This window comes from Streptomyces sp. NPDC002265, from assembly GCF_040296125.1.
In the GTDB taxonomy this organism is placed as follows: Bacteria; Actinomycetota; Actinomycetes; order Streptomycetales; family Streptomycetaceae; genus Streptomyces.
Window position 1 is genome coordinate 1 of sequence record NZ_JBEOWS010000095.1, and the last position, 17,762, is coordinate 17,762.

17 protein-coding genes are annotated in these 17,762 nt (G+C 72.7%); 8 read left to right on the forward strand and 9 right to left on the reverse strand.

The window, feature by feature from the left end:
* Positions 1–176 precede the first annotated feature (176 nt).
* Together ABT085_RS18520 and ABT085_RS18525 are read left to right on the forward strand one after the other, a co-directional pair.
* Positions 177–1,475 carry a sensor histidine kinase gene (locus ABT085_RS18520; protein WP_351608509.1) on the forward strand — a complete coding sequence of 433 codons (1,299 nt, stop codon included), beginning with the start codon at positions 177–179 and terminating at the stop codon, positions 1,473–1,475.
* Positions 1,472–2,137: a response regulator gene (locus tag ABT085_RS18525; protein ID WP_351608511.1), complete on the forward strand. Its 666-nt coding sequence runs from the start codon at positions 1,472–1,474 to the stop codon at positions 2,135–2,137. The genes ABT085_RS18520 and ABT085_RS18525 overlap by 4 nt, the downstream gene beginning before the upstream one ends.
* Positions 2,138–2,143: 6 nt before the next feature.
* Here ABT085_RS18525 and ABT085_RS18530 read toward each other — a convergent pair whose 3' ends face one another.
* Together ABT085_RS18530 and ABT085_RS18535 are read right to left on the reverse strand one after the other, a co-directional pair.
* On the reverse strand, positions 2,144–2,419 hold the full coding sequence (locus ABT085_RS18530) for a DUF6332 family protein (protein ID WP_502982751.1): 276 nt from the start codon (positions 2,417–2,419) through the stop codon (positions 2,144–2,146).
* A gap of 117 nt (positions 2,420–2,536) precedes the next feature.
* On the reverse strand, positions 2,537–4,027 hold the full coding sequence (locus ABT085_RS18535) for an MFS transporter (RefSeq protein WP_351608514.1): 1,491 nt from the start codon (positions 4,025–4,027) through the stop codon (positions 2,537–2,539).
* 85 nt (positions 4,028–4,112) lie between these two features.
* On the opposite strand from ABT085_RS18535, the gene ABT085_RS18540 reads away from it, so the two are divergent.
* Positions 4,113–4,517, forward strand: coding sequence for a MarR family winged helix-turn-helix transcriptional regulator (locus ABT085_RS18540; RefSeq protein WP_351608517.1), 405 nt, complete (start codon positions 4,113–4,115; stop codon positions 4,515–4,517).
* Positions 4,518–4,541: 24 nt separating this feature from the next.
* Here ABT085_RS18540 and ABT085_RS18545 read toward each other — a convergent pair whose 3' ends face one another.
* Together ABT085_RS18545 and ABT085_RS18550 are read right to left on the reverse strand one after the other, a co-directional pair.
* Complete coding sequence (locus tag ABT085_RS18545; protein WP_351608520.1) at positions 4,542–5,279, reverse strand: maleylpyruvate isomerase family mycothiol-dependent enzyme; 738 nt, start codon at positions 5,277–5,279, stop codon at positions 4,542–4,544.
* A gap of 72 nt (positions 5,280–5,351) precedes the next feature.
* Positions 5,352–6,251 carry an alpha/beta fold hydrolase gene (locus ABT085_RS18550; protein ID WP_351608522.1) on the reverse strand — a complete coding sequence of 300 codons (900 nt, stop codon included), beginning with the start codon at positions 6,249–6,251 and terminating at the stop codon, positions 5,352–5,354.
* Positions 6,252–6,900: 649 nt separating this feature from the next.
* Between ABT085_RS18550 and ABT085_RS18560 the strand changes: the two genes are divergently transcribed.
* A complete protein-coding gene (locus ABT085_RS18560) occupies positions 6,901–8,061 on the forward strand; it encodes an NAD-dependent formate dehydrogenase (protein WP_351608524.1) in 1,161 nt (386 codons plus the stop codon).
* A 39-nt stretch (positions 8,062–8,100) separates the two neighbouring features.
* Here ABT085_RS18560 and ABT085_RS18565 read toward each other — a convergent pair whose 3' ends face one another.
* On the reverse strand, positions 8,101–9,939 hold the full coding sequence (locus ABT085_RS18565) for a glycoside hydrolase family 15 protein (protein ID WP_351608527.1): 1,839 nt from the start codon (positions 9,937–9,939) through the stop codon (positions 8,101–8,103).
* A 154-nt stretch (positions 9,940–10,093) separates the two neighbouring features.
* A complete protein-coding gene (locus tag ABT085_RS18570) occupies positions 10,094–10,873 on the reverse strand; it encodes a DeoR/GlpR family DNA-binding transcription regulator (protein WP_351608530.1) in 780 nt (259 codons plus the stop codon).
* Positions 10,874–11,041: 168 nt separating this feature from the next.
* On the opposite strand from ABT085_RS18570, the gene ABT085_RS18575 reads away from it, so the two are divergent.
* Both ABT085_RS18575 and ABT085_RS18580 read left to right on the forward strand, forming a co-directional pair.
* On the forward strand, positions 11,042–11,932 hold the full coding sequence (locus tag ABT085_RS18575) for an SIS domain-containing protein (protein WP_351608533.1): 891 nt from the start codon (positions 11,042–11,044) through the stop codon (positions 11,930–11,932).
* Between the two features lie 157 nt (positions 11,933–12,089).
* A complete protein-coding gene (locus ABT085_RS18580; protein ID WP_351608536.1) occupies positions 12,090–12,938 on the forward strand; it encodes a class II fructose-bisphosphate aldolase in 849 nt (282 codons plus the stop codon).
* A 15-nt stretch (positions 12,939–12,953) separates the two neighbouring features.
* On the opposite strand, the gene ABT085_RS18585 is transcribed toward ABT085_RS18580, so the two are convergent.
* On the reverse strand, positions 12,954–14,090 hold the full coding sequence (locus ABT085_RS18585; RefSeq protein WP_351608539.1) for a methyltransferase: 1,137 nt from the start codon (positions 14,088–14,090) through the stop codon (positions 12,954–12,956).
* An 80-nt stretch (positions 14,091–14,170) separates the two neighbouring features.
* On the opposite strand from ABT085_RS18585, the gene ABT085_RS18590 reads away from it, so the two are divergent.
* Positions 14,171–14,830, forward strand: a complete 660-nt coding sequence (locus ABT085_RS18590) for an alpha-ketoglutarate-dependent dioxygenase AlkB family protein (RefSeq protein WP_351608541.1) — start codon at positions 14,171–14,173, stop codon at positions 14,828–14,830.
* 115 nt (positions 14,831–14,945) lie between these two features.
* Positions 14,946–16,193, forward strand: a complete 1,248-nt coding sequence (locus tag ABT085_RS18595; protein ID WP_351608544.1) for an ROK family protein — start codon at positions 14,946–14,948, stop codon at positions 16,191–16,193.
* Positions 16,194–16,249: 56 nt separating this feature from the next.
* On the opposite strand, the gene ABT085_RS18600 is transcribed toward ABT085_RS18595, so the two are convergent.
* Both ABT085_RS18600 and ABT085_RS18605 read right to left on the reverse strand, forming a co-directional pair.
* The gene (locus tag ABT085_RS18600) at positions 16,250–17,026 is read right to left on the reverse strand and encodes an SDR family NAD(P)-dependent oxidoreductase (RefSeq protein ID WP_351608547.1); all 777 of its coding nucleotides are present in this window, start codon (positions 17,024–17,026) and stop codon (positions 16,250–16,252) included.
* 76 nt (positions 17,027–17,102) lie between these two features.
* Positions 17,103–17,687, reverse strand: coding sequence for a TetR/AcrR family transcriptional regulator (locus ABT085_RS18605; RefSeq protein ID WP_351608550.1), 585 nt, complete (start codon positions 17,685–17,687; stop codon positions 17,103–17,105).
* Positions 17,688–17,762 lie beyond the last annotated feature (75 nt).

Sequence of the window (17,762 nt, forward strand, 5' to 3'; positions counted from 1 at the left end):
GGCGGACCGGACGCCCCGCCCGGTCATGACCCCGGGCCGGCCGGGGCACGCCCGCCCGTCGGTGCGTGGCCGTACGGCGTGGGCGGGCACCGCGGCGGCGTACTGCGCGGGGAGTACGAGTGATCGCCCCGACGGGCGGACGCCCGCCGGACGCGGCGGCGTCTAGCGTGGCGGACATGGACGAGCAGCGCGTATCCGACGACGGGCCGCCCCGGCGGTGGCGGCACGGGCCGCTGGGTCACCTCTGGGACGAGGAGGAGCGGGGTACCCGTTGGCCGTGGCGGTCCACCGTCGCGATCACCGTCTTCGTGCTCGGCGGGTCGAGCTTCGCGGCCCACGCCCAGCAGAGCGGACGGCTCCCGCTGGACGCCCTCGCGCGCGTGCTGCTGCTCGCCGGATCGGCTCTGCTCCTGTGGCGCAAGCGGTACCCGGCGCTCGTCGCCTTCGGCACGGCCGCGGCCACCCTGGCCTATCTGGCCGCCGGATACGCGTACGGGCCGGTCTTCCTGACCGTCGCCGTGGCCTGCTTCAGCGCGGTCCTCACCGGGCACCGCGGGGCTGCGTGGTCGGCGGTGGGGATGCTCTGGGCCGGCCATGTGCTGGTGGCCCACTGGCTCTACCGGTGGCTGCCGCCGGCCGGTGACCCGGCCGCCTCCTGGTGGCAGGAGGTGGCCGTCGCCACCTGGGTGGTCGGGGTGCTGGCGGTGTCCGAGCTGGCCCGGACACGGCGCGAGCAGTGGGGCCGGGAACGCGCCGAGCGGGCGCGGGCGGCGCGCAGGCGCGCCGACGAGGAACGGCTGCGGATCGCCCGTGAACTGCACGACGTCCTCGCGCACAGCATCTCCGTCATCAATGTGCAGGCGGGTGTCGGCCTGGCGCTCCTGGACACGGACCCGGAGCAGGCGCGCACGGCGCTCACCACCATCAAGGCCGCGAGCAAGGAGGCGCTCGGCGAGGTCCGCCAGGTGCTCGACACCCTGCGTACGCCGGGTGACGCGCCACGTACGCCCGCGCCCGGCCTCGACCGACTGCCCGAACTGGTGGAGCAGGCGGCCGCCGCGGGGCTCACCGTCGAGGTCGAGGGACGGCCGCCCCGGCTGGCGCCCGGCGCGGACCTCGCCGCGTTCCGTATCGTCCAGGAGGCCCTCACCAACGTCGTACGGCATTCCGGTTCGCGGCACGCGCGTGTGCGCGTCGAGCACGCCGGCGGCGAACTGCGGCTGTGCGTCGACGACGACGGGCCCGCGACCGGCGCCGACGCGGGCGGCAGCGGCAACGGCCTGGCCGGGATGCGGGAGCGGGCCGCCGCGCTCGGTGGCAGGATCGAGGCGGGGCCGCGTCCGGACGGCGGCTTCCGGGTGCTCGCCGTACTGCCCTCGGAACGCAAACGGGACCGGGCACCTTCACCGGCACCGGGAACAGGGGCGGGACCGGGATCGGTGTCGTCGCCGTCGAGGACCGAGGAGGATCGGTGATCCGCGTACTGCTCGCCGACGACCAGTCGTTGGTCCGGGCCGGATTCCGGGCGCTGCTCGACGCGCAGCCGGACATCGAGGTGGCCGCGGAGGCCGCGGACGGCGAGGAGGCACTGCGCGCGGTACGCGAACTGCGTCCGGACGTCGTCCTGATGGACATCCGCATGCCTCGCCTGGACGGTCTGGCAGCCACCCGTGGCATCACCGGCGACCCCGCGCTCGCGGGGGTCAAGGTGGTCATGCTCACCACCTTCGAGCTCGACGAGTACGTCTTCGAGGCGATCCGCTCGGGTGCCTCCGGCTTCCTGGTCAAGGACACCGAGCCGGAGGAACTGCTGCGGGCCGTGCGGGCGGTGGTCGAAGGCGCCGCGCTGCTCTCGCCGGGTGTGACCCGCCGGCTGATCGCGGAGTTCGCGGCCCGTTCCAAGGAGCCCGCGGCCGCCGCGGACCTCGCCCGGCTCACCGAGCGGGAACGGGAGGTGATGGCCCTGGTCGGCATCGGGCTGTCCAACGACGAGATCGCCCGTCGCCTGGTGGTCAGCCCGCTCACCGCGAAGACCCATGTGAGCCGCACGATGGTGAAGCTGGGCGCCCGGGACCGGGCCCAACTGGTCGTGCTGGCCTACGAGTCGGGACTGGTGCGGCCGGGCTGGCTGGGCTGAGGAGGCCTACCGGGTCTCGTCGTCGGCACCGGCGGTGGGGCGGCCGGTGAAACGGAACAGCACGCTGACCACGCGTACGGCGAAGAGCACGGTCGCGAGCGCGAGCCCAGCGCGCAGCAGCAACTTCTCCAAGCTGCCCGGAAGTTCGAAGAGCAGCGCGGGACCCGCCACCGCGCCGAAGACGAGTGCCGCGGCGAACGCCGCGCTGCACAGCGCGTATCCGATCTCGACCGTGATCGCGTCCCGTTCGGCCTGCGTGCGCCGTCCCCCGTAGCCCGTCATGCCACGAGTCAAACAGGGGTGTGCCCGGCGGGCAAGGAGCCCCGCCGGGCAGGTACGCACAGCAGACGTCCGCCGACGGCTGGGCCGGCCTCGGCCTCAAGTCACCCTAGGGGGCGGCTAGTCGCGCACGCCCACGCGCTCCGCGTCCGCCTTCGGCTCCCGTGCCGTGGACCCGGCGACCACGATGCTCCGGCGGTCGGCTGTACGGGTCCGCAGTCCCGTGAGGGTGATCAGCAGTCCGGCGAGCGCGATGCCGGTGACCACCACGAGTCCGGGCCGGTAACTGTCGAGCACCGCCTGCGGGGTGGCGTCGGGGGAGGTGTGCGCGGTCACCACGGCCGTGACGACGGCCAGGAAGAGCGCGCCGCCCACCTGCACCGAGGTGTTCAGCAGTCCCGAGACCATGCCCTGTTCGTGGTCCTCGACACCGTTGGTGGCCTGGATGTTGAGCGAGGGGAAGACGAGTGCGCAGGCGGCACCGATCAGCAGCATGCTCGGCAGGATCACGGCCGCGTACGCCGGGTCGAGGTCGACCCGCAGGAACAGCGCGTATCCGACGGCCATGAGCGCGAAACCCGCCGCGATCAGCCGCTGGGTGCCGAAGCGGTCGACGATCGCGCCGACCTTCGTCGAGGACACCGCCACCAGCGCGCCGGCGGGCAGGAACGCGAGCGCGGTGTGCAGTGCCGACCAGCCGAGCAGCGACTGCATGTACAGCGTGACCAGGAACTGGAAGCCGACGTACGACCCGAAGAAGGCCATGGCGCCGAGCTGTGCGCGGATCTGGCTGCCGGAGCGGAGCACGCCGAGCCGGATCAGCGGCCCCGGCGAGCGTCGTTCGACCAGGACGAAGGCGGTCAGCAGGGCGGCGACGGCGAGGAAGGACAGCAGCGTGCGCGCGGACGCCCAGCCGGCCTCCGGTGCCTGGACGACGGTGAAGACCAGCAGCAGCATCGAGGCGGTGCCGAGGACGGCGCCGGGGACGTCGTAGCCCCGGTGGTTGCGCTCGCGTTCGCTGTGCGGCAGCAGCCGCAGTCCGGCGGCGAGCGCGAGCAGGGCGATGGGGGCGGGCAGCAGCATGGTCAGCCGCCAGCTGGCCTCGGTGAGCAGGCCGGACAGCACCAGGCCCATGGAGAAGCCGGTGGCGGCGCAGGTGGTGTAGATGGACAGCGCGCGGTTGCGCAGCGGGCCCTCGGGGAACGTCGTGGTGATGATCGACAGGCCTGCCGGTGCCGTGAAGGCGGCGCTCAGGCCCTTGATGAACCGGCTGGCGATCAGCAGCGGGCCGGAGTCGACGAGTCCGCCGAGCAGGGACGCCAGCGCGAACACGCCCAGGGCCACCAGGAAGACCTGGCGCCTGCCCAGCAGGTCGGCGGTGCGGCCGCCGAGGAGCAGCAGGCCGCCGTAGCCCAGGATGTAGCCGCTGACGATCCATTGCAGCGTCGAGGTCGACAGATGCAGGTCCGAGCCGATGGACGGCAGGGCGACGCCGACCATCGACACGTCGAGCGCGTCCAGGAACATTGCGGCGCACAGCACCAGGAGGGTGCCCCAGAGTCGCGGGGTCCAGCGTCCGGCGGACGCCGGAGCGGTGAGCGGAGAGGTCATGACGACGAGACTACATGCACATGCATTGGATGCAAGCGCATTTAATTCTGATGCAACAAACCGGTTTCTCTGTTACGGTGCCGACATGGCGGCGGAGAAGGCCGAGCAGGCGCTCGTTGACCGGTGGCGGGACATCCTCGCGCTGCACGCGCGTACCCAGTGCGAACTCGACCGCGTGCTGCACGGGCACGGTCTGTGCGGCAGCGACTTCGAGGTGCTGGACGTGCTGGCCGAAGGCACGGCGACGGACGGCACCTGCACCTTCCGCGTCCAGGAGATCTCCGAACGGGTCCACCTCAGCCAGAGCGCGTTGTCGCGGCTGATCGCCCGCCTGGAGCGGGACGGTCTGGTCGAGCGGGCCATGTGCCCGCAGGACCGGCGGGGGGTGCGGGTCGCCCTCACCGCCCAGGGGCGGGCCCTGCACGGTGAGGTGCGGCCGGTGCAGCGTGCGGTGCTGACGCGCATGCTGACGGACGGATCCGCCGACTGACCTCGCGGCCGTCGACGGCGAAGGTCAGCCGATCGCCGAGTTCTCGCGCCACAGCGCGGCCAGCGACGCGTCCCCCGTCACCTCCGGCACCGGCCGCCGGTTCCACAGCGCCAGGTACAACTGCGCGGCCGGACCGGCGAGTTCGCACTCCGCGTCGCCCGCGTCGTCCCGCGCGGCAACCGGCGGTTCCGGGGACAGCCGCACGGTCCACACCGCGTCCGTGTCCGACGCGCGTACCCGCAGCACCCGCGGCGTCTCGGTGCGCACCCGGCTGCGGGTCCGGGCGTGGAAGCCGCGCAGGAGCTCGTCGATGCCGTCCGTCGCGAAGTCCGCGGTGACCGGGCCCGGGGTGCCGTCGAGCGCCGACTCGGCGTCGTAGCGATGGACGGCCGTCTCGTGGGCCTGCCGGCGGGCCCAGAAGTACAGGGGCGAGGGTACGGGCGCGGGGAGGAAGGTCCAGGCCGGCCTGTCGGCAGGCGCCGCGGTCAGGGTGTCGACGAGGTGCCGGTGTCCGGCGCGGTACCAGGCCAGCAGGTCGGCGCCGTCGAGCTCGGGCGGGTCGCCCATCGGCCGCGGGGAGGTGTGCCCCTCGGCGACGAAGGAGGCGGCCCAGCGGTGCACCGCGCCCGTGTGCCGCAGCAGGTCCCGCATCTGCCACCCCGGGCAGGTCGGCACCTTGGCGTCGGTCCCCGCGGCCTCCGCGGCCGCGGCCAGCGCCCGGCCCTCCCGGTCCAGGAACCCGATGAAGTCTTCAGTGTCCATGGGGTGAGTGTGCCGGACGGCGGGGGTGCGGAACCCGTACGGGGTCGCCGACCGTACGCCGTCCTCTGCGGCTCAGTTCGAGATCTGCTTCTCGTCGCTCCAGGGGCCGGCGGACCGGGTGTTCGGTGCGGTGCCGGTCTCGTCGTACGTGTGCAGATGATCGAGCAGCAGACGGTTCAGCCCCTCCGGCGCCTCCTCGGGGATCCAGTGGCTCACGCCCCGGAGGGTCTCGAACCGGTAGGGTCCGTCGACCCACTGACGGGTTTCCTGTGCGGCTGCCGGGCCGAACGCGGTGTCCTGGGTGCTCCAGACGTAGAGCGTGGGCACGTCTATGACGCCGATCGCGCGTTCGGGGCGGCCCGACCGGTACCAGTTCAGCGCCGCGGTGAGGGCGCCCGGCCGGGACAGGTGCCGGAGGTAGGCGTCGACGCTGGACTGCGGGACCTTCTCCGCGTAGAGGGCGCGGAGGAGTGCGGCGTCGTCGGCCAGCATGCGGTCCTCGGTCGTGGGCGTCTCGAGCCAGTCGCGCATGTAGTGGGATCGTGCGCGCTGGTCCTCGTCGCCGCGCAGGGCGCCGGAGAGGGCACGGGGGTGCGGGGTCGAGACGACCGTGAGGGTGCGGATGCGGCCGGGATGGGCGTCGGCGGTCCACCACGCCACCGCGCCGCCCCAGTCGTGACCGACCAGGTCGAACCGTGCCCAGCCCAACTCCTCCGTGATCGCGACGACGTCGTCGACCAGGACGCTCATGCGGTAGTCCTCGGGCCGCTCCGGGCGGACCCCGGGGGAGTAGCCGCGCTGGTCGGGTGCCACCACGCGGTAGCCGTGCGCGGCCAGCGCCGCGATCTGACGGTGCCACGCCAGGGACGTCTGCGGAAAGCCGTGCAGCAGCAGTACCGGGCGGCCCTCGGGCGGACCGGCGGTGATGGCGTCGAACACACCCGCAGCCGTGGGGATCCTCAGCTCGGTCACGACCCACTCCTTCATACCGACTGGTCGGTCAGCCTTCAGGCAGCGGGAGTCGATGTCAAGGCCCATGACCCCCAGGGGACGCTCGCCAAGAGCCCCGGTGGCAGGGGTCGCACCGGAGGCCGGCCAGGCCCTGAGGAGTCGCTCCGTCGGCCTCTTCCTCCTGGTAGGCGAGGACCGTGGTGCGAGGGAAGCCGGCCAGGTCGTCGAAGACCCACTCGTGCGTCCGGCCGGAGGCGGTGGCGCCGAAGACGCGCAGGTTCCAGCGTTCGGGGCGGAAACGGGGGACGGGGCCGTAGTGGGAGACGGGCCAGCCGTTACGTGCCGCTGCCCGGGAGGGATGCGATCGGCGGTCCCGACCCCGGAGGAAGGCTCTTCGGTCACGGTCTGCACCTTCTCGTCATCTTGTCCCGCCGTCCTGCTTTCCAGTGCAGGGTATGCACTCACTCCTTGTGACGCCGTGGCGGGGGCGCATCACGGTGAGTCGCCGCGGGCTCCGGAGCCCACGGGCGGCACGGCATCGGTTCGCCTCGACGGGCACGGCTGACAGCCGCCGCCTATATCGGCATAGCGAGGATTGCTTTGACCAGGGCCTTTCACGGCGAGGATCGTGAACGGCGCCTTCCCGCAACGCCAGTTGAGGAGCCGAGACATGGCCAAGGTGCTCTGCGTCCTGTACGACGACCCCACCGGCGGATACCCGACGACATACGCGCGTGACGACCTCCCGGTGATCGACCACTACCCCGGCGGCCAGACCGCCCCCACTCCCGAGGCGGTCGACTTCACTCCGGGCCACCTGCTGGGCAGCGTCTCCGGCGAACTCGGCCTGCGCGGCTTCCTGGAGAAGGCCGGCCACACCCTCGTCGTCACCTCCGACAAGGACGGCGACGGCTGCGTCTTCGACCGTGAACTGGCCGACGCGGACGTCGTGATCTCCCAGCCGTTCTGGCCGGCGTATCTCACGCCCGAGCGGATCGCCGCCGCGCCGAACCTCAAGCTGGCGATCACCGCGGGCATCGGCTCCGATCACGTCGACCTCGAAGCGGCGGTCGCGCACCGGGTGACGGTCGCCGAGGTGACGTACTCCAACAGCATCAGCGTCGCCGAGCACGTCGTCATGATGACGCTGTCCCTCGTGCGCAACTACCTGCCCTCCCACCAGGTCGTCCTCGACGGCGGCTGGAACATCGCAGACTGCGTGGCCCGCTCGTACGACGTCGAGGGCATGCACGTCGGAACGGTCGCCGCGGGCCGCATCGGCCTCGCGGTCCTGCGCCGCCTCGCGCCGTTCGACGTGAAGCTGCACTACACCGACCGGCACCGGCTGTCCGAGGACATCGAGCGCGAGCTGGGACTGGTCTGGCACGAGAGCGCCGCCGACATGGTCCCGCACTGCGACGCCGTCACCGTCAACGCCCCACTCCACCCGGAGACCGAGGGCCTGTTCGGCGACGACCTGCTGGCCACCATGAAGCGCGGCGCCTACCTCGTCAACACGGCACGCGCGAGGATCGTCGACCGGGACGCCGTCGACCGCGCCCTGCGCAGCGGCCGGCTGGCGGGCTACGCGGGTGACGTCTGGTACCCGCAGCCCGCCCCGGCGGACCACCCCTGGCGCACCATGCCCCACCACGGCATGACCCCGCACATCTCCGGCTCCTCCCTCTCCGCCCAGGCCCGCTGCGCCGCGGGCACCCGCGAGATCCTGGAGCACTGGCTGGCGGGCCGTCCGATCCGCGACGAATACCTGATCGTCGACGGCGGCGGTCTGGCCGGAACCGGTGCGCACTCCTACTCGGTCGGCAAGTAGCCGAGGCGGGGCGCGGGTCCGGGCGCGGGCGCCGGGACGTCAGCCCAGGGCGCGGTCCAGGCTGAAGGCCGCGCTGATGAGGGCGAGATGCGTGAACGCCTGGGGGAAGTTGCCCTGTTGCTCGCCGGTCTGACTGATCTCCTCGGCGTACAGGCCCAGATGGTTGGCGTACGTCAGCATCTTCTCGAACGCGAGCCGCGCCTCGTCCACCCGGCCCGCGCGCACCATCGCCTCCACGTACCAGAAGGAGCAGATGGAGAACGTGCCCTCGTCGCCGCGCAGTCCGTCGGGGCTGGCCAGCGGGTCGTAGCGATAGACCAGCGAGTCGCAGATCAGGTCGTCGGTGAGCGCGTCGAGGGTGGACAGCCACTTGGGGTCGGTCGGCGCGATGAACTTGGTGAGCGGCATCATCAGCAGGGCCGCGTCCAGTACGTCGCTGCCCTCGTACTGCACGAAGGCCCGGCGGTCCTCGGACCAGCCCCGGCTGTGGATACGCCGGTAGATCGTGTCGCGGCGCTGCTGCCAGTGGGCCAGGTCGGCGGGCAGGCCGCGCCGGTTGGCCATCCGGATGCCCCGTTCGATCGCCACCCAGCACATCAGCCGCGAGTACAGGAAGCTCTTGCGGCCGCCGCGTGTCTCCCAGACACCCTCGTCCGGCTGGTCCCAGTGTTCGCAGACCCAGTCGACCAGCGCGCATACATCATCCCACTGCTCGCTGGAAATGGGCTCCGCCCACTTGTCGTAGAGATAGATGGAGTCGATCAGCGCGCCGTAGATGTCGAGTTGGAGCTGATTGGCGGCCGCGTTGCCGACGCGCACCGGTGCGGAGCCGTAGTGGCCCTCCAGATGGGGCAGTTCACGCTCCGGCAGGTCGGTGCGGCCGTCGATGCCGTACATGATCTGAAGGGGGCCGGACGGTTTGCCGTCGCCCGGAGTGATGTGCCGGGTCACGAACTTCATGAATGCCGCGGCCTCGCCGGTGAAGCCCAGCCGCAGCAGTGCGTAGACGCAGAAGGCCGCGTCGCGCACCCATACGTAGCGGTAGTCCCAGTTGCGTTCGCCGCCCAGTTGCTCGGGCAGGCTCGTGGTCGGCGCTGCCACGATCGCGCCCGTGGGTGCGTAGGTGAGCAGTTTCAGGGTGAGCGCTGAGCGGTGCACCATCTCCCGCCAGCGGCCCCGGTACTTGGAGGCGTGCAGCCAGTGCCGCCAGTACGCCACCGTGGCGGTGAACTGCTCCTCCGCCTCCATCCGGGGGCACCGGCGCGGTGACACCTCGCCGCCGAGCTGGTCGAGCGCGAACACCGCCGACTCGCCCTCGGCCAGCTTGAAGTCCGCCCGCGCGTCCGTCCCGTCCGCCTCCAGGACGACCGTGGCGGTCAGTCCGAGGGAGAGCTTCGCGGACTCGAACACGGCCACGTCGCCGTCCACGCGCAGGGTGTGCGGCGAGGCGCCGTACTCGAAGCGCGGCGCCACCCGGACCCGGAAGGGGATCGAGCCGCGTACGCACAGCACGCGCCGGATCAGCCGGTGGCGGTCGGCCTCGGCGCCCGTGTCGCCGGTGATCGGCATGAAGTCCTGCACCTCGCCGACGCCGTCCTCGGTGAAGAACCGGGTGATCAGGACGTTGGTGTCGGGGAAGTAGAACTGCTTGGTCCGGGCCGGCACGGTCGCCGCCAGTTCGAAGGAGCCGCCGCGCTCGGCGTCCAGGATGGAGCCGAAGACGCTGGGCGCGTCGAAGGAAGGGCAGCAGTACCAGTCGATCGTGCCGTTCGATCCCACCAGCGCCACGCTGCGCAGGTCGCCGATCAGGCCGTGATCGGCGATCGGCACGTATTGCGCGCCCGCGGGCACGTCCTGGTCGAACGATGCCTCGGTCATCGCAGCCTCCCTGGGCCGGCCCCCGCATCACGCGGCTTCCAGCTTAGGCCGAACACGGCGGAGGAGGGCTGGGAACCCGCGCGCTCGGGTGTACGGTCCGGCGACGGCGGGCGGCGCGGTCGGGCGTACCGTCCGACGGCGGCGAGTGGCGTGGTCAGACGCTGAGGACCCGGATCCCCGCCTCCTCGAACCGGCGCACCGTGTCCGCGTCGGCCGCGGTGTCCGTGACCAGCGTGTCCACCGACCCGGCCGCGCAGATCCGGGCGAAGGCCCGATGGCCCAGCTTGCTGGAGTCCGCGGCGACGATCACCCGCTCGGCCCGCTCGCACAGCAGCCGGTTGACGGCGGCCTCCGCCTCGTCGTGGGCGGCGGCGCCATGGGCGACATCGAAGGACACGACCCCGAGGACCGTCACATCCAGCGTGATCTGGCCCAGTACGCCGTCCGCGAGCGGCCCGACCAGCTCGTACGACTGCGCCCGGGCGACCCCGCCGGTCACCACGATCTTGAACTGCGGGCGTACGGCCAGCTCGTTCGCGATGTTGAGCGCGTTCGTCACGACGGTCAGCGCGGGGGAGCCGTCGGCGAGGTCGCCGCGTACGGCCAGCGCCCGCGCCACCTCGGTCGTGGTCGTGCCGCCGGTGAGTCCGACCGCCTCGCCGGGCGCGATCAGCTCGGCCACGGCCCTGGCGACCCGCTGCTTCTCGGAGGCGTGGCGGGCGGTCTTGTAGCGCAGCGGCAGCTCGTACGACACCCCGTGCACCAGCGCCCCGCCCCGGGTGCGGACGAGCATCTGCTGCTCGGCGAGCTGGTCGAAGTCGCGGCGGATCGTGGCGGACGAGACCGCGAGGTCGGCGGCCGCCTCCTCGACGTCCAGCCGGCCGCGCTCGACGAGCAGCTCCAGCAGCGCCTTCCAGCGCGCGTCGCGCGACATCCGCACCTCTCCGTTCGTCCACGGCACTCGATGTGCGTCCACGGCATTCGATCCCCCGGCGACCCTAGCGCAGGTTGACCTGCTCCGAATGCTTGAAGATGCTCGAAAGTGAGCTGTACCTTGCAAGAACAATCAGCGGGACTCCGATTCTCCCGGGAGGGGCACGGCGTGAGCCATGTCGAGGAGGAACTGAACAGTCAGCCGGAGTGCTGGACCCGTGCGGCCGTCCAGGCTGCGGAACACCGCGCGGTGCTGCCGGCGCCGGGGGAGCGGGTCGCGGTCGTCGGCTGCGGCACCTCGTACTTCATGGCCCAGGCGGCGGCGGGCCTGCGCGAGGCGGCAGGCCAGGGGGAGACCGACGCCTTCGCGGCCTCGGAGTTCCCCCACGGGCGGGCCTACGGCCGGGTCGTCGCCCTCACCCGCTCGGGCACCACCACCGAGGTGCTGGAACTGCTGGCCCGGCTGCGGGGCCGTACCCGCACCGTCGCGCTCACCGCCGATCCCGGCACGCCCGTGACGGCCGCCGCCGACGACCTCGTCGTCCTCGACTACGCCGACGAGCGCTCCGTCGTCCAGACCCGCTTCGCCACCACGGCCCTCACCCTGCTGCGCGCCCACTTCGGACTGCACGACGACGCTGCGGTCACCGACGCCCGTACCGCGCTCGCCGCCGAGCTGCCCCAAAGACTGGTCGACTGCGCCCAGTTCACCTTCCTCGGCCGTGGCTGGACGGTCGGCCTGGCGAACGAGGCCGGGCTGAAGATGCGCGAGGCCGCACTGTCGTGGGCGGAGGCCTACCCGGCGATGGAGTACCGGCACGGCCCCATCAGCGTCACCACCAAGGGCACCGCCACCTGGATGTTCGGCGAGGCGCCGGAGGGGCTGGCCGAGCAGGTGGGCGCCACCGGCGGCCGGTGGGTGCGGGGCGAGCTCGACCCGCTCGCCGAACTGGTCCGGGCCCAGCGGCTCGCCGTCGCGGTCGCCGCGGCCCGCGGCCTCGACCCCGACCGCCCGCGGCACCTCACCCGTTCGGTGATCCTCGACCCTCGGCACCACTGATCCGCTACGGCCTCGGCCGTACTTCCCCGGCCCCCTCGGAACTCCCCGGATGTCTCCGAACTCCAGGTGGCTGCATCCGAGTTCCCTCGATCTCCCTGTTCTCCCTCGAGTTCCCTCGATCTCCCTGACAGCCGTGATCGCCCGGAAAGGAAGGGCCGTGCCCCTCACGACCACCGGCGAGCTCGTCGCCCGCGCCGCCGCGAGCCGTTCCGCCGTCGCCGCCTTCAACGTCATCACGCTGGAGCACGTCGAGGCCGTCATCGCCGGCGCCGAGACGGCCCGGTCGCCCGTCGTCCTCCAGGTCAGCGAGAACGCCGTCAGATTCCGCTACGGCCGGCTGCTCCCCCTCGCCCGCGCGGCGACGGCCGCCGCCGAACGCGCCGACGTGCCGGTCGCGTTGCACCTCGATCACGTCCAGAGCGACGCCCTGCTGCGCCAGGCGCCGGACGCCGGCTTCAGCTCGGTGATGTACGACGCCGCCCGTCTGCCGTATCAGGAGAACCTCGCCGCGACCCGGGCCGCCGCCGACTGGGCACATGCCCGAGGGCTGTGGATCGAGGCCGAGTTGGGACAGGTCGGCGGCAAGGACGGAGCCCCGCCGCTCGATCCCCACGCACCCGGCGCCCGCACCGACCCCGCCGGGGCCCGCGCCTTCGTGACGGAGGCCGGCGTCGACGCCCTGGCCGTGGCCATCGGCAGCTCCCACGCGATGACCACCCGCACCGCCGTCCTCGACCACGCCCTCCTCGCCCGTCTCTCCGGCGCCGTCGGCATCCCGCTCGTCCTGCACGGCTCCTCCGGGGTCCCGGACGGCGAACTGACCGCGGCGGTCGGCGGAGGCATCGCCAAGGTCAACGTCGGCACCGCCCTCAACATCGCCATGACCTGTGCGATCAGGGACTTCCTCGCCGCGCACCCGGAGGCGGTCGACTCGCGCAAGTACCTCGCCGTGGGCCGGGCGGCGATGGCGGAGGCCGTGACCCGGATCATCAAGGTGCTCGGCTGACCGCCGACGGCCGCCTCACCCCTGCTTGACCGCCTTGAGCACCACGAACTTCGGGTCCCCGGCCACCAGCCGGCTGTTGCCGAACAGCCGCCGCAGCTTGACGTGGTAGCCCAGGTGCCGGTTGCCGATCACCCACAGCTCGCCGCCCGGCCGCAGCACGCGCTGCGCCCCGGAGAACATCCGCCAGGCCGTCGCGTCGGTCGTCGCCTGATGGGAGTGGAACGGCGGGTTGTTGAGGACGACGTCGACACTGCCGTCCGGCACACCGGACAGACCGTCCCCGACCCGGAACTCGGCGTGCCCCGGCACCCCGTTCGCCTTGTACGTCGCCTCGGCCGAGGCGACGGCCTGGAACGACTCGTCCACGAACAGCACTTCGGCGTCCGGTTCGGCCAGCGCCACCGCCGTACCGACGACACCGTTGCCGCAGCCCAGGTCCACCACCCGGCTGGCTCCCCGGCAGTCGGGCAGATGCCGCAGGAAGAACCGGGTGCCGATGTCGAGCCGGTCGGCGCAGAAGACGCCTGCGTGGTTGACGACCGTGCGTCCGGAGACGGCGCCGACGCCGTCCGGGAGCGTGTACGTGTACGGCCATGGACTGGCCGGCCGCTTCAGCGCCGGGTCGGGCTCGCAGAAGATCAGGCGTGCCTTCTGCTCGGCCAGCGAGGTGCGGGTCGGCCCGAGGATCCGCTCGAACAGCCGCAGCGTCGAGGTGTGGATCTCCTTCACCATGCCGGTGCCGACCACGACCGTGTTCTCGTGCACCGCGGGTGCCAGCCGCAGCAGCTGCTCCTCCAGGAGCGCCAGGCTCTTCGGCACCCGCACCAGGAGCACGTCGATCCGCTCGGGCGGAGCGTCCTGGGTGGTCAGCAGTTGTACGGCCCCGGTCTCCACGCCGTTGCGGGCGAGGTTGGCCCGTGTCGCCTCCTGCGCGAGGAACGAGTCGGTGATCTGTGTCGGCCGGTGCGCCGCCAGCGCGGTGACCAGGGCACCCCAGCGGTCGCCCACGACCACGACGGTGCCGGCCGGCGACACGGGCTGCTCGGCGAGGTACCGCAGGAGATACGCGTCGGAGGCGTCCCAGGCCCGCAGCCGGTCGCGCGGGTCGTCGGGGTAGCGGGCCAGCAGGAGCTCGCCCCAGGGAGTCGTCATACGGTCGTTCATCGTGCGTCAAGGCTAGCGGAGCCGCAGTTCAGGGCCGGTGCCACGACCCGGTGCGGGAGGATGGGGCCATGGACGCCGAACTGTTCCCCCGGGACCGTACGGGCCTCGCGCCGGGCGCGGTCCATGTGCCGGACTGGCTCGACGCCCGGGAGCAGCGGGAACTGCTCGAAGCCTGCCGTGGGTGGGCACGTCCGCCGGCCGGGCTGCGCACGGTGGTCACGCCCGGCGGCGGGACCATGACGGCCCGGCAGGTCTGTCTGGGCTGGCACTGGTACCCGTACGCCTACGCCCGTACGGTCGTCGACGGGGACGGCGCGCCGGTGAAGCCGTTCCCCGCCTGGCTGGGCGAGCTGGGCCGGCGCGCGGTGCGCGACGCGCTCGGCCCGGAGACGGCGCCGGGCACGGCAGCGGCCTACGACATCGCGCTGATCAATTTCTACGAGGGCGACGCCCGGATGGGTATGCACCGCGACGCCGACGAGCGGTCCGAGGCTCCCGTGGTGTCCCTGAGCCTCGGCGACACCTGCGTCTTCCGCTTCGGCAACACGCAGACGCGGGCGCGTCCGTACCAGGACGTCGAACTGCGCAGCGGCGACCTGTTCGTGTTCGGCGGGCCGTCGCGGCTCGCCTACCACGGGGTGCCGCGGGTCCACCCGGGCACCGCCCCGGCCTCGCTGGGGCTGACCGGACGGCTGAACATCACCCTGCGGGTGAGCGGGCTGGGGTGAACCGGGCCCGGCCGGGTGGAGCGGTGGGCCGTGCCACGCCTGGTGAATCCGACGTGGGCATGCCGATACGGCCGCGATCGCCGGCCGTCGAGCGGATCATGGGAGACTCGCTCCCATGAGCGGCAAGGCGGAGCCCCGGCAGGCAGGGGAAGGGACCACCTCCAGGACACGGCTGGACCGGGGGCGCGGTGCGCTGGGACCCGCGCTGGAGCTGGTGCACACCGGGCGTGCGCCGACCCGGGCCGTGCTGACCGCCGAACTGGGCGTCACCCGTGCCACGGCGGGCGCCGTCGCCGTGGAGCTGGAGGCACTCGGCCTGATCAGGGTCGACGCCAGGCCCGCCGCCGCTGGATCGCAGGGCCGGCCCTCGCACCGGCTCGAACTCGCCGAGGACGGGCCCGTGGCGCTGGCCGCCCAGGTGCACGCCGACGGGTTCCGGGCCGCGCTGGTCGGACTCGGCGGCCGGATCGTCGCTACCGCACCCGGTTGCGAGGCGGTCGACGCGGATCCGGCGAAGGTGCTCGGCTCCGTCGTGGAGGTGGGTGCCGAACTGCTGCGGCGGACCGGGCGGCGGTGCGTGGGCGCGGGGCTCGCCGTGCCGTCCGCGGTCGCCGAACCCGAGGGCCTGGCCCTCAACCCGCTGCACCTGGCCTGGCCCGCGGGGGCGCCCGTACGGGAGATCTTCGCCGAGCAGGTGCATGCCGCGGGCATCACCGGTCCGGCGTTCGCGGGCAACGACATCAACCTCGCCGCGCTCGCCGAGCACCGGCACGGCGCCGGACGCGGGGCCCGCGACCTGCTGTGCGTGGCCACCGGACACCGAGGGGTCGGCGGTGCGCTGGTACTCGACGGGCGTCTGCACACCGGCAGTTCGGGCCTGGCCCTGGAGGTCGGCCATCTCACCGTCAACCCCGAGGGCGGCCACCCCTGTTACTGCGGCAGCCGCGGCTGCCTCGACGTGGAGACGGACCCGTTGGCCCTGCTCACGGCGGCTGGCCGGGCGCCGGGTCCCGAGGAGTCCCTGCTGAAGCAGGCCGACGACCTGATCCGCGACGAGTACGCCGACCCGGCGGTCCGTACCGCCGTCGAGGCCCTGATCGACAGGTTGGGCCTCGGACTCGCCGGACTGGTGAACATCCTCAACCCCGACCGCATCATCCTCGGCGGTCTGCACCGCACCCTCATCGACGCCGACCCGGACCGGCTGCGCGCGGTGGTCGCCGACCGCAGCCTGTGGGGCCGCAGCGGGGGCGTGCCCATCCTGGCCTGCTCACTGGACCACAACAGCCTGGTGGGAGCGGCGGAGCTGGCGTGGCAGCCGGTGCTCGACGACCCCCTGGGCGCACTGACCGCGCACGCGTAGGCGGTACGCGCACCTGCACGCGTGGGCGTACCGCCTGCACGTGCACGGCCGTCGCGCTAGAGAACCGCCCCGCCGTCGATCACCAGGTCCGTGCCCACCACCGACGCGGCCGCGTCCGAGGCCAGGTACAGCACGGCCTGGGCCACCTCCTCGGTCGACGAGACCCGGCCGAGCGGGGACAGCTCCTTCATCCGTACGTCGCGGTCCGCCGGCGACTCGCCGGGCCGCAGCGACATGGCGGTGTCGGCCGGGCCGGGGCTGACCGCGTTGATGCGTACGCCGTCCGCGATGTGGTCGAGCGCGGCGCCGCGGGTGAGGGCGGAGACGGCGGCCTTGGACGCCCCGTAGGCGGCGAGCCCGCGCGCCTGCTTGTGGGGCCCGAGGTTGGAGGAGACGTTGACGATCGTGCCGCCGCCCGGCTGGCTGCGCATCTGCCGGATCTCGGCCCGCAGGGCGAGGAAGACACCCGTGACGTTGACGTCGAGCAGGGTCTGCCAGTCCTCCTCGGGCACGTCCGCCACCGGTCCGGCGCCGCGGAAGACCCCCGCGTTGTTGACGGCGATGTCGAGCGAGCCGAAGCGGTCCACGGTCTCCCGGACCAGCGCGTCGACGTCACCGGCTCTGGTCATGTCGGCGACGACGGCGACCGTCTCGCCGCCGGCCGCCGCCGCGAGCGCGACGGTCTCGTCGAGCGCGGCCCGCCCGCGCCCGGCCACGACGACCCGGGCCCCCTCGGCGGCGAACGCCAGCGCGACGGCCCGTCCGATGCCGGACCCACCTCCGGTGACCAGGGCGGTGCGGCCGGTGAAACGGGCGGAGCGAGTGCCGGACATGGTGTGCCGTTCCCTTCGTGACGGATCCCGGGGGACCCCTGCGACGGATCCCTGAGGACCCATTTTTCCGAACCGTTCATTCCAGTATGGCGAGCGCCTGTTCCGCCGCCTCCCGGACCCGCGCCGGGTCGGCGGAGGCCTTGCCGACCACCCGCAGCCCCTGCATGAGGACGAGCAGCATGCGGGCCACCGCCCGGGGTTCGCGCTGCGCGGGCAGCTCACCCTGGGCCTGGGCGCGGACCAGCGCCGAGTGCAGCAGCGTCTCCAGGTGCTCCCAGCTGCGCTCGACGCGCCGGGCGGCCGCGCTGTCGTGGGGGGCCACCTCGGCCGCCGTGTTGGTGACGAAGCAGCCCCGCGTGCGACTGTCGTCGGCGGCGGCCTCCGCGGCGAACCGCCGTACCACCGCGCGTACGGCCGGCAGCGCCGGACCGGGCCGGGACAGCTCGCGCAGCAGCAGGGGGTCCCGTGTCTCGCCGTACCGCTCCAGGGCCTTCAGGTACAGGTCGTGCTTGTTGCCGTAGGTGGCGTAGATGCTCGCCCGGCCGATACCGAGCCGCTCCACCAGGTCGGCCATGGAGGTCGCCTCGTACCCGCGCTGCCAGAACAGTTCCAGTGCTGCGTCGAGGGTCGCGTCCGGATCGAATTCCTTGCTCCTGGCCATGACCGGACGCTAGAACAATGCAGAACGATCGGTCAAGTATGGCGGGTGTGGAGTCCGCTCGGCGCCACTCGACCG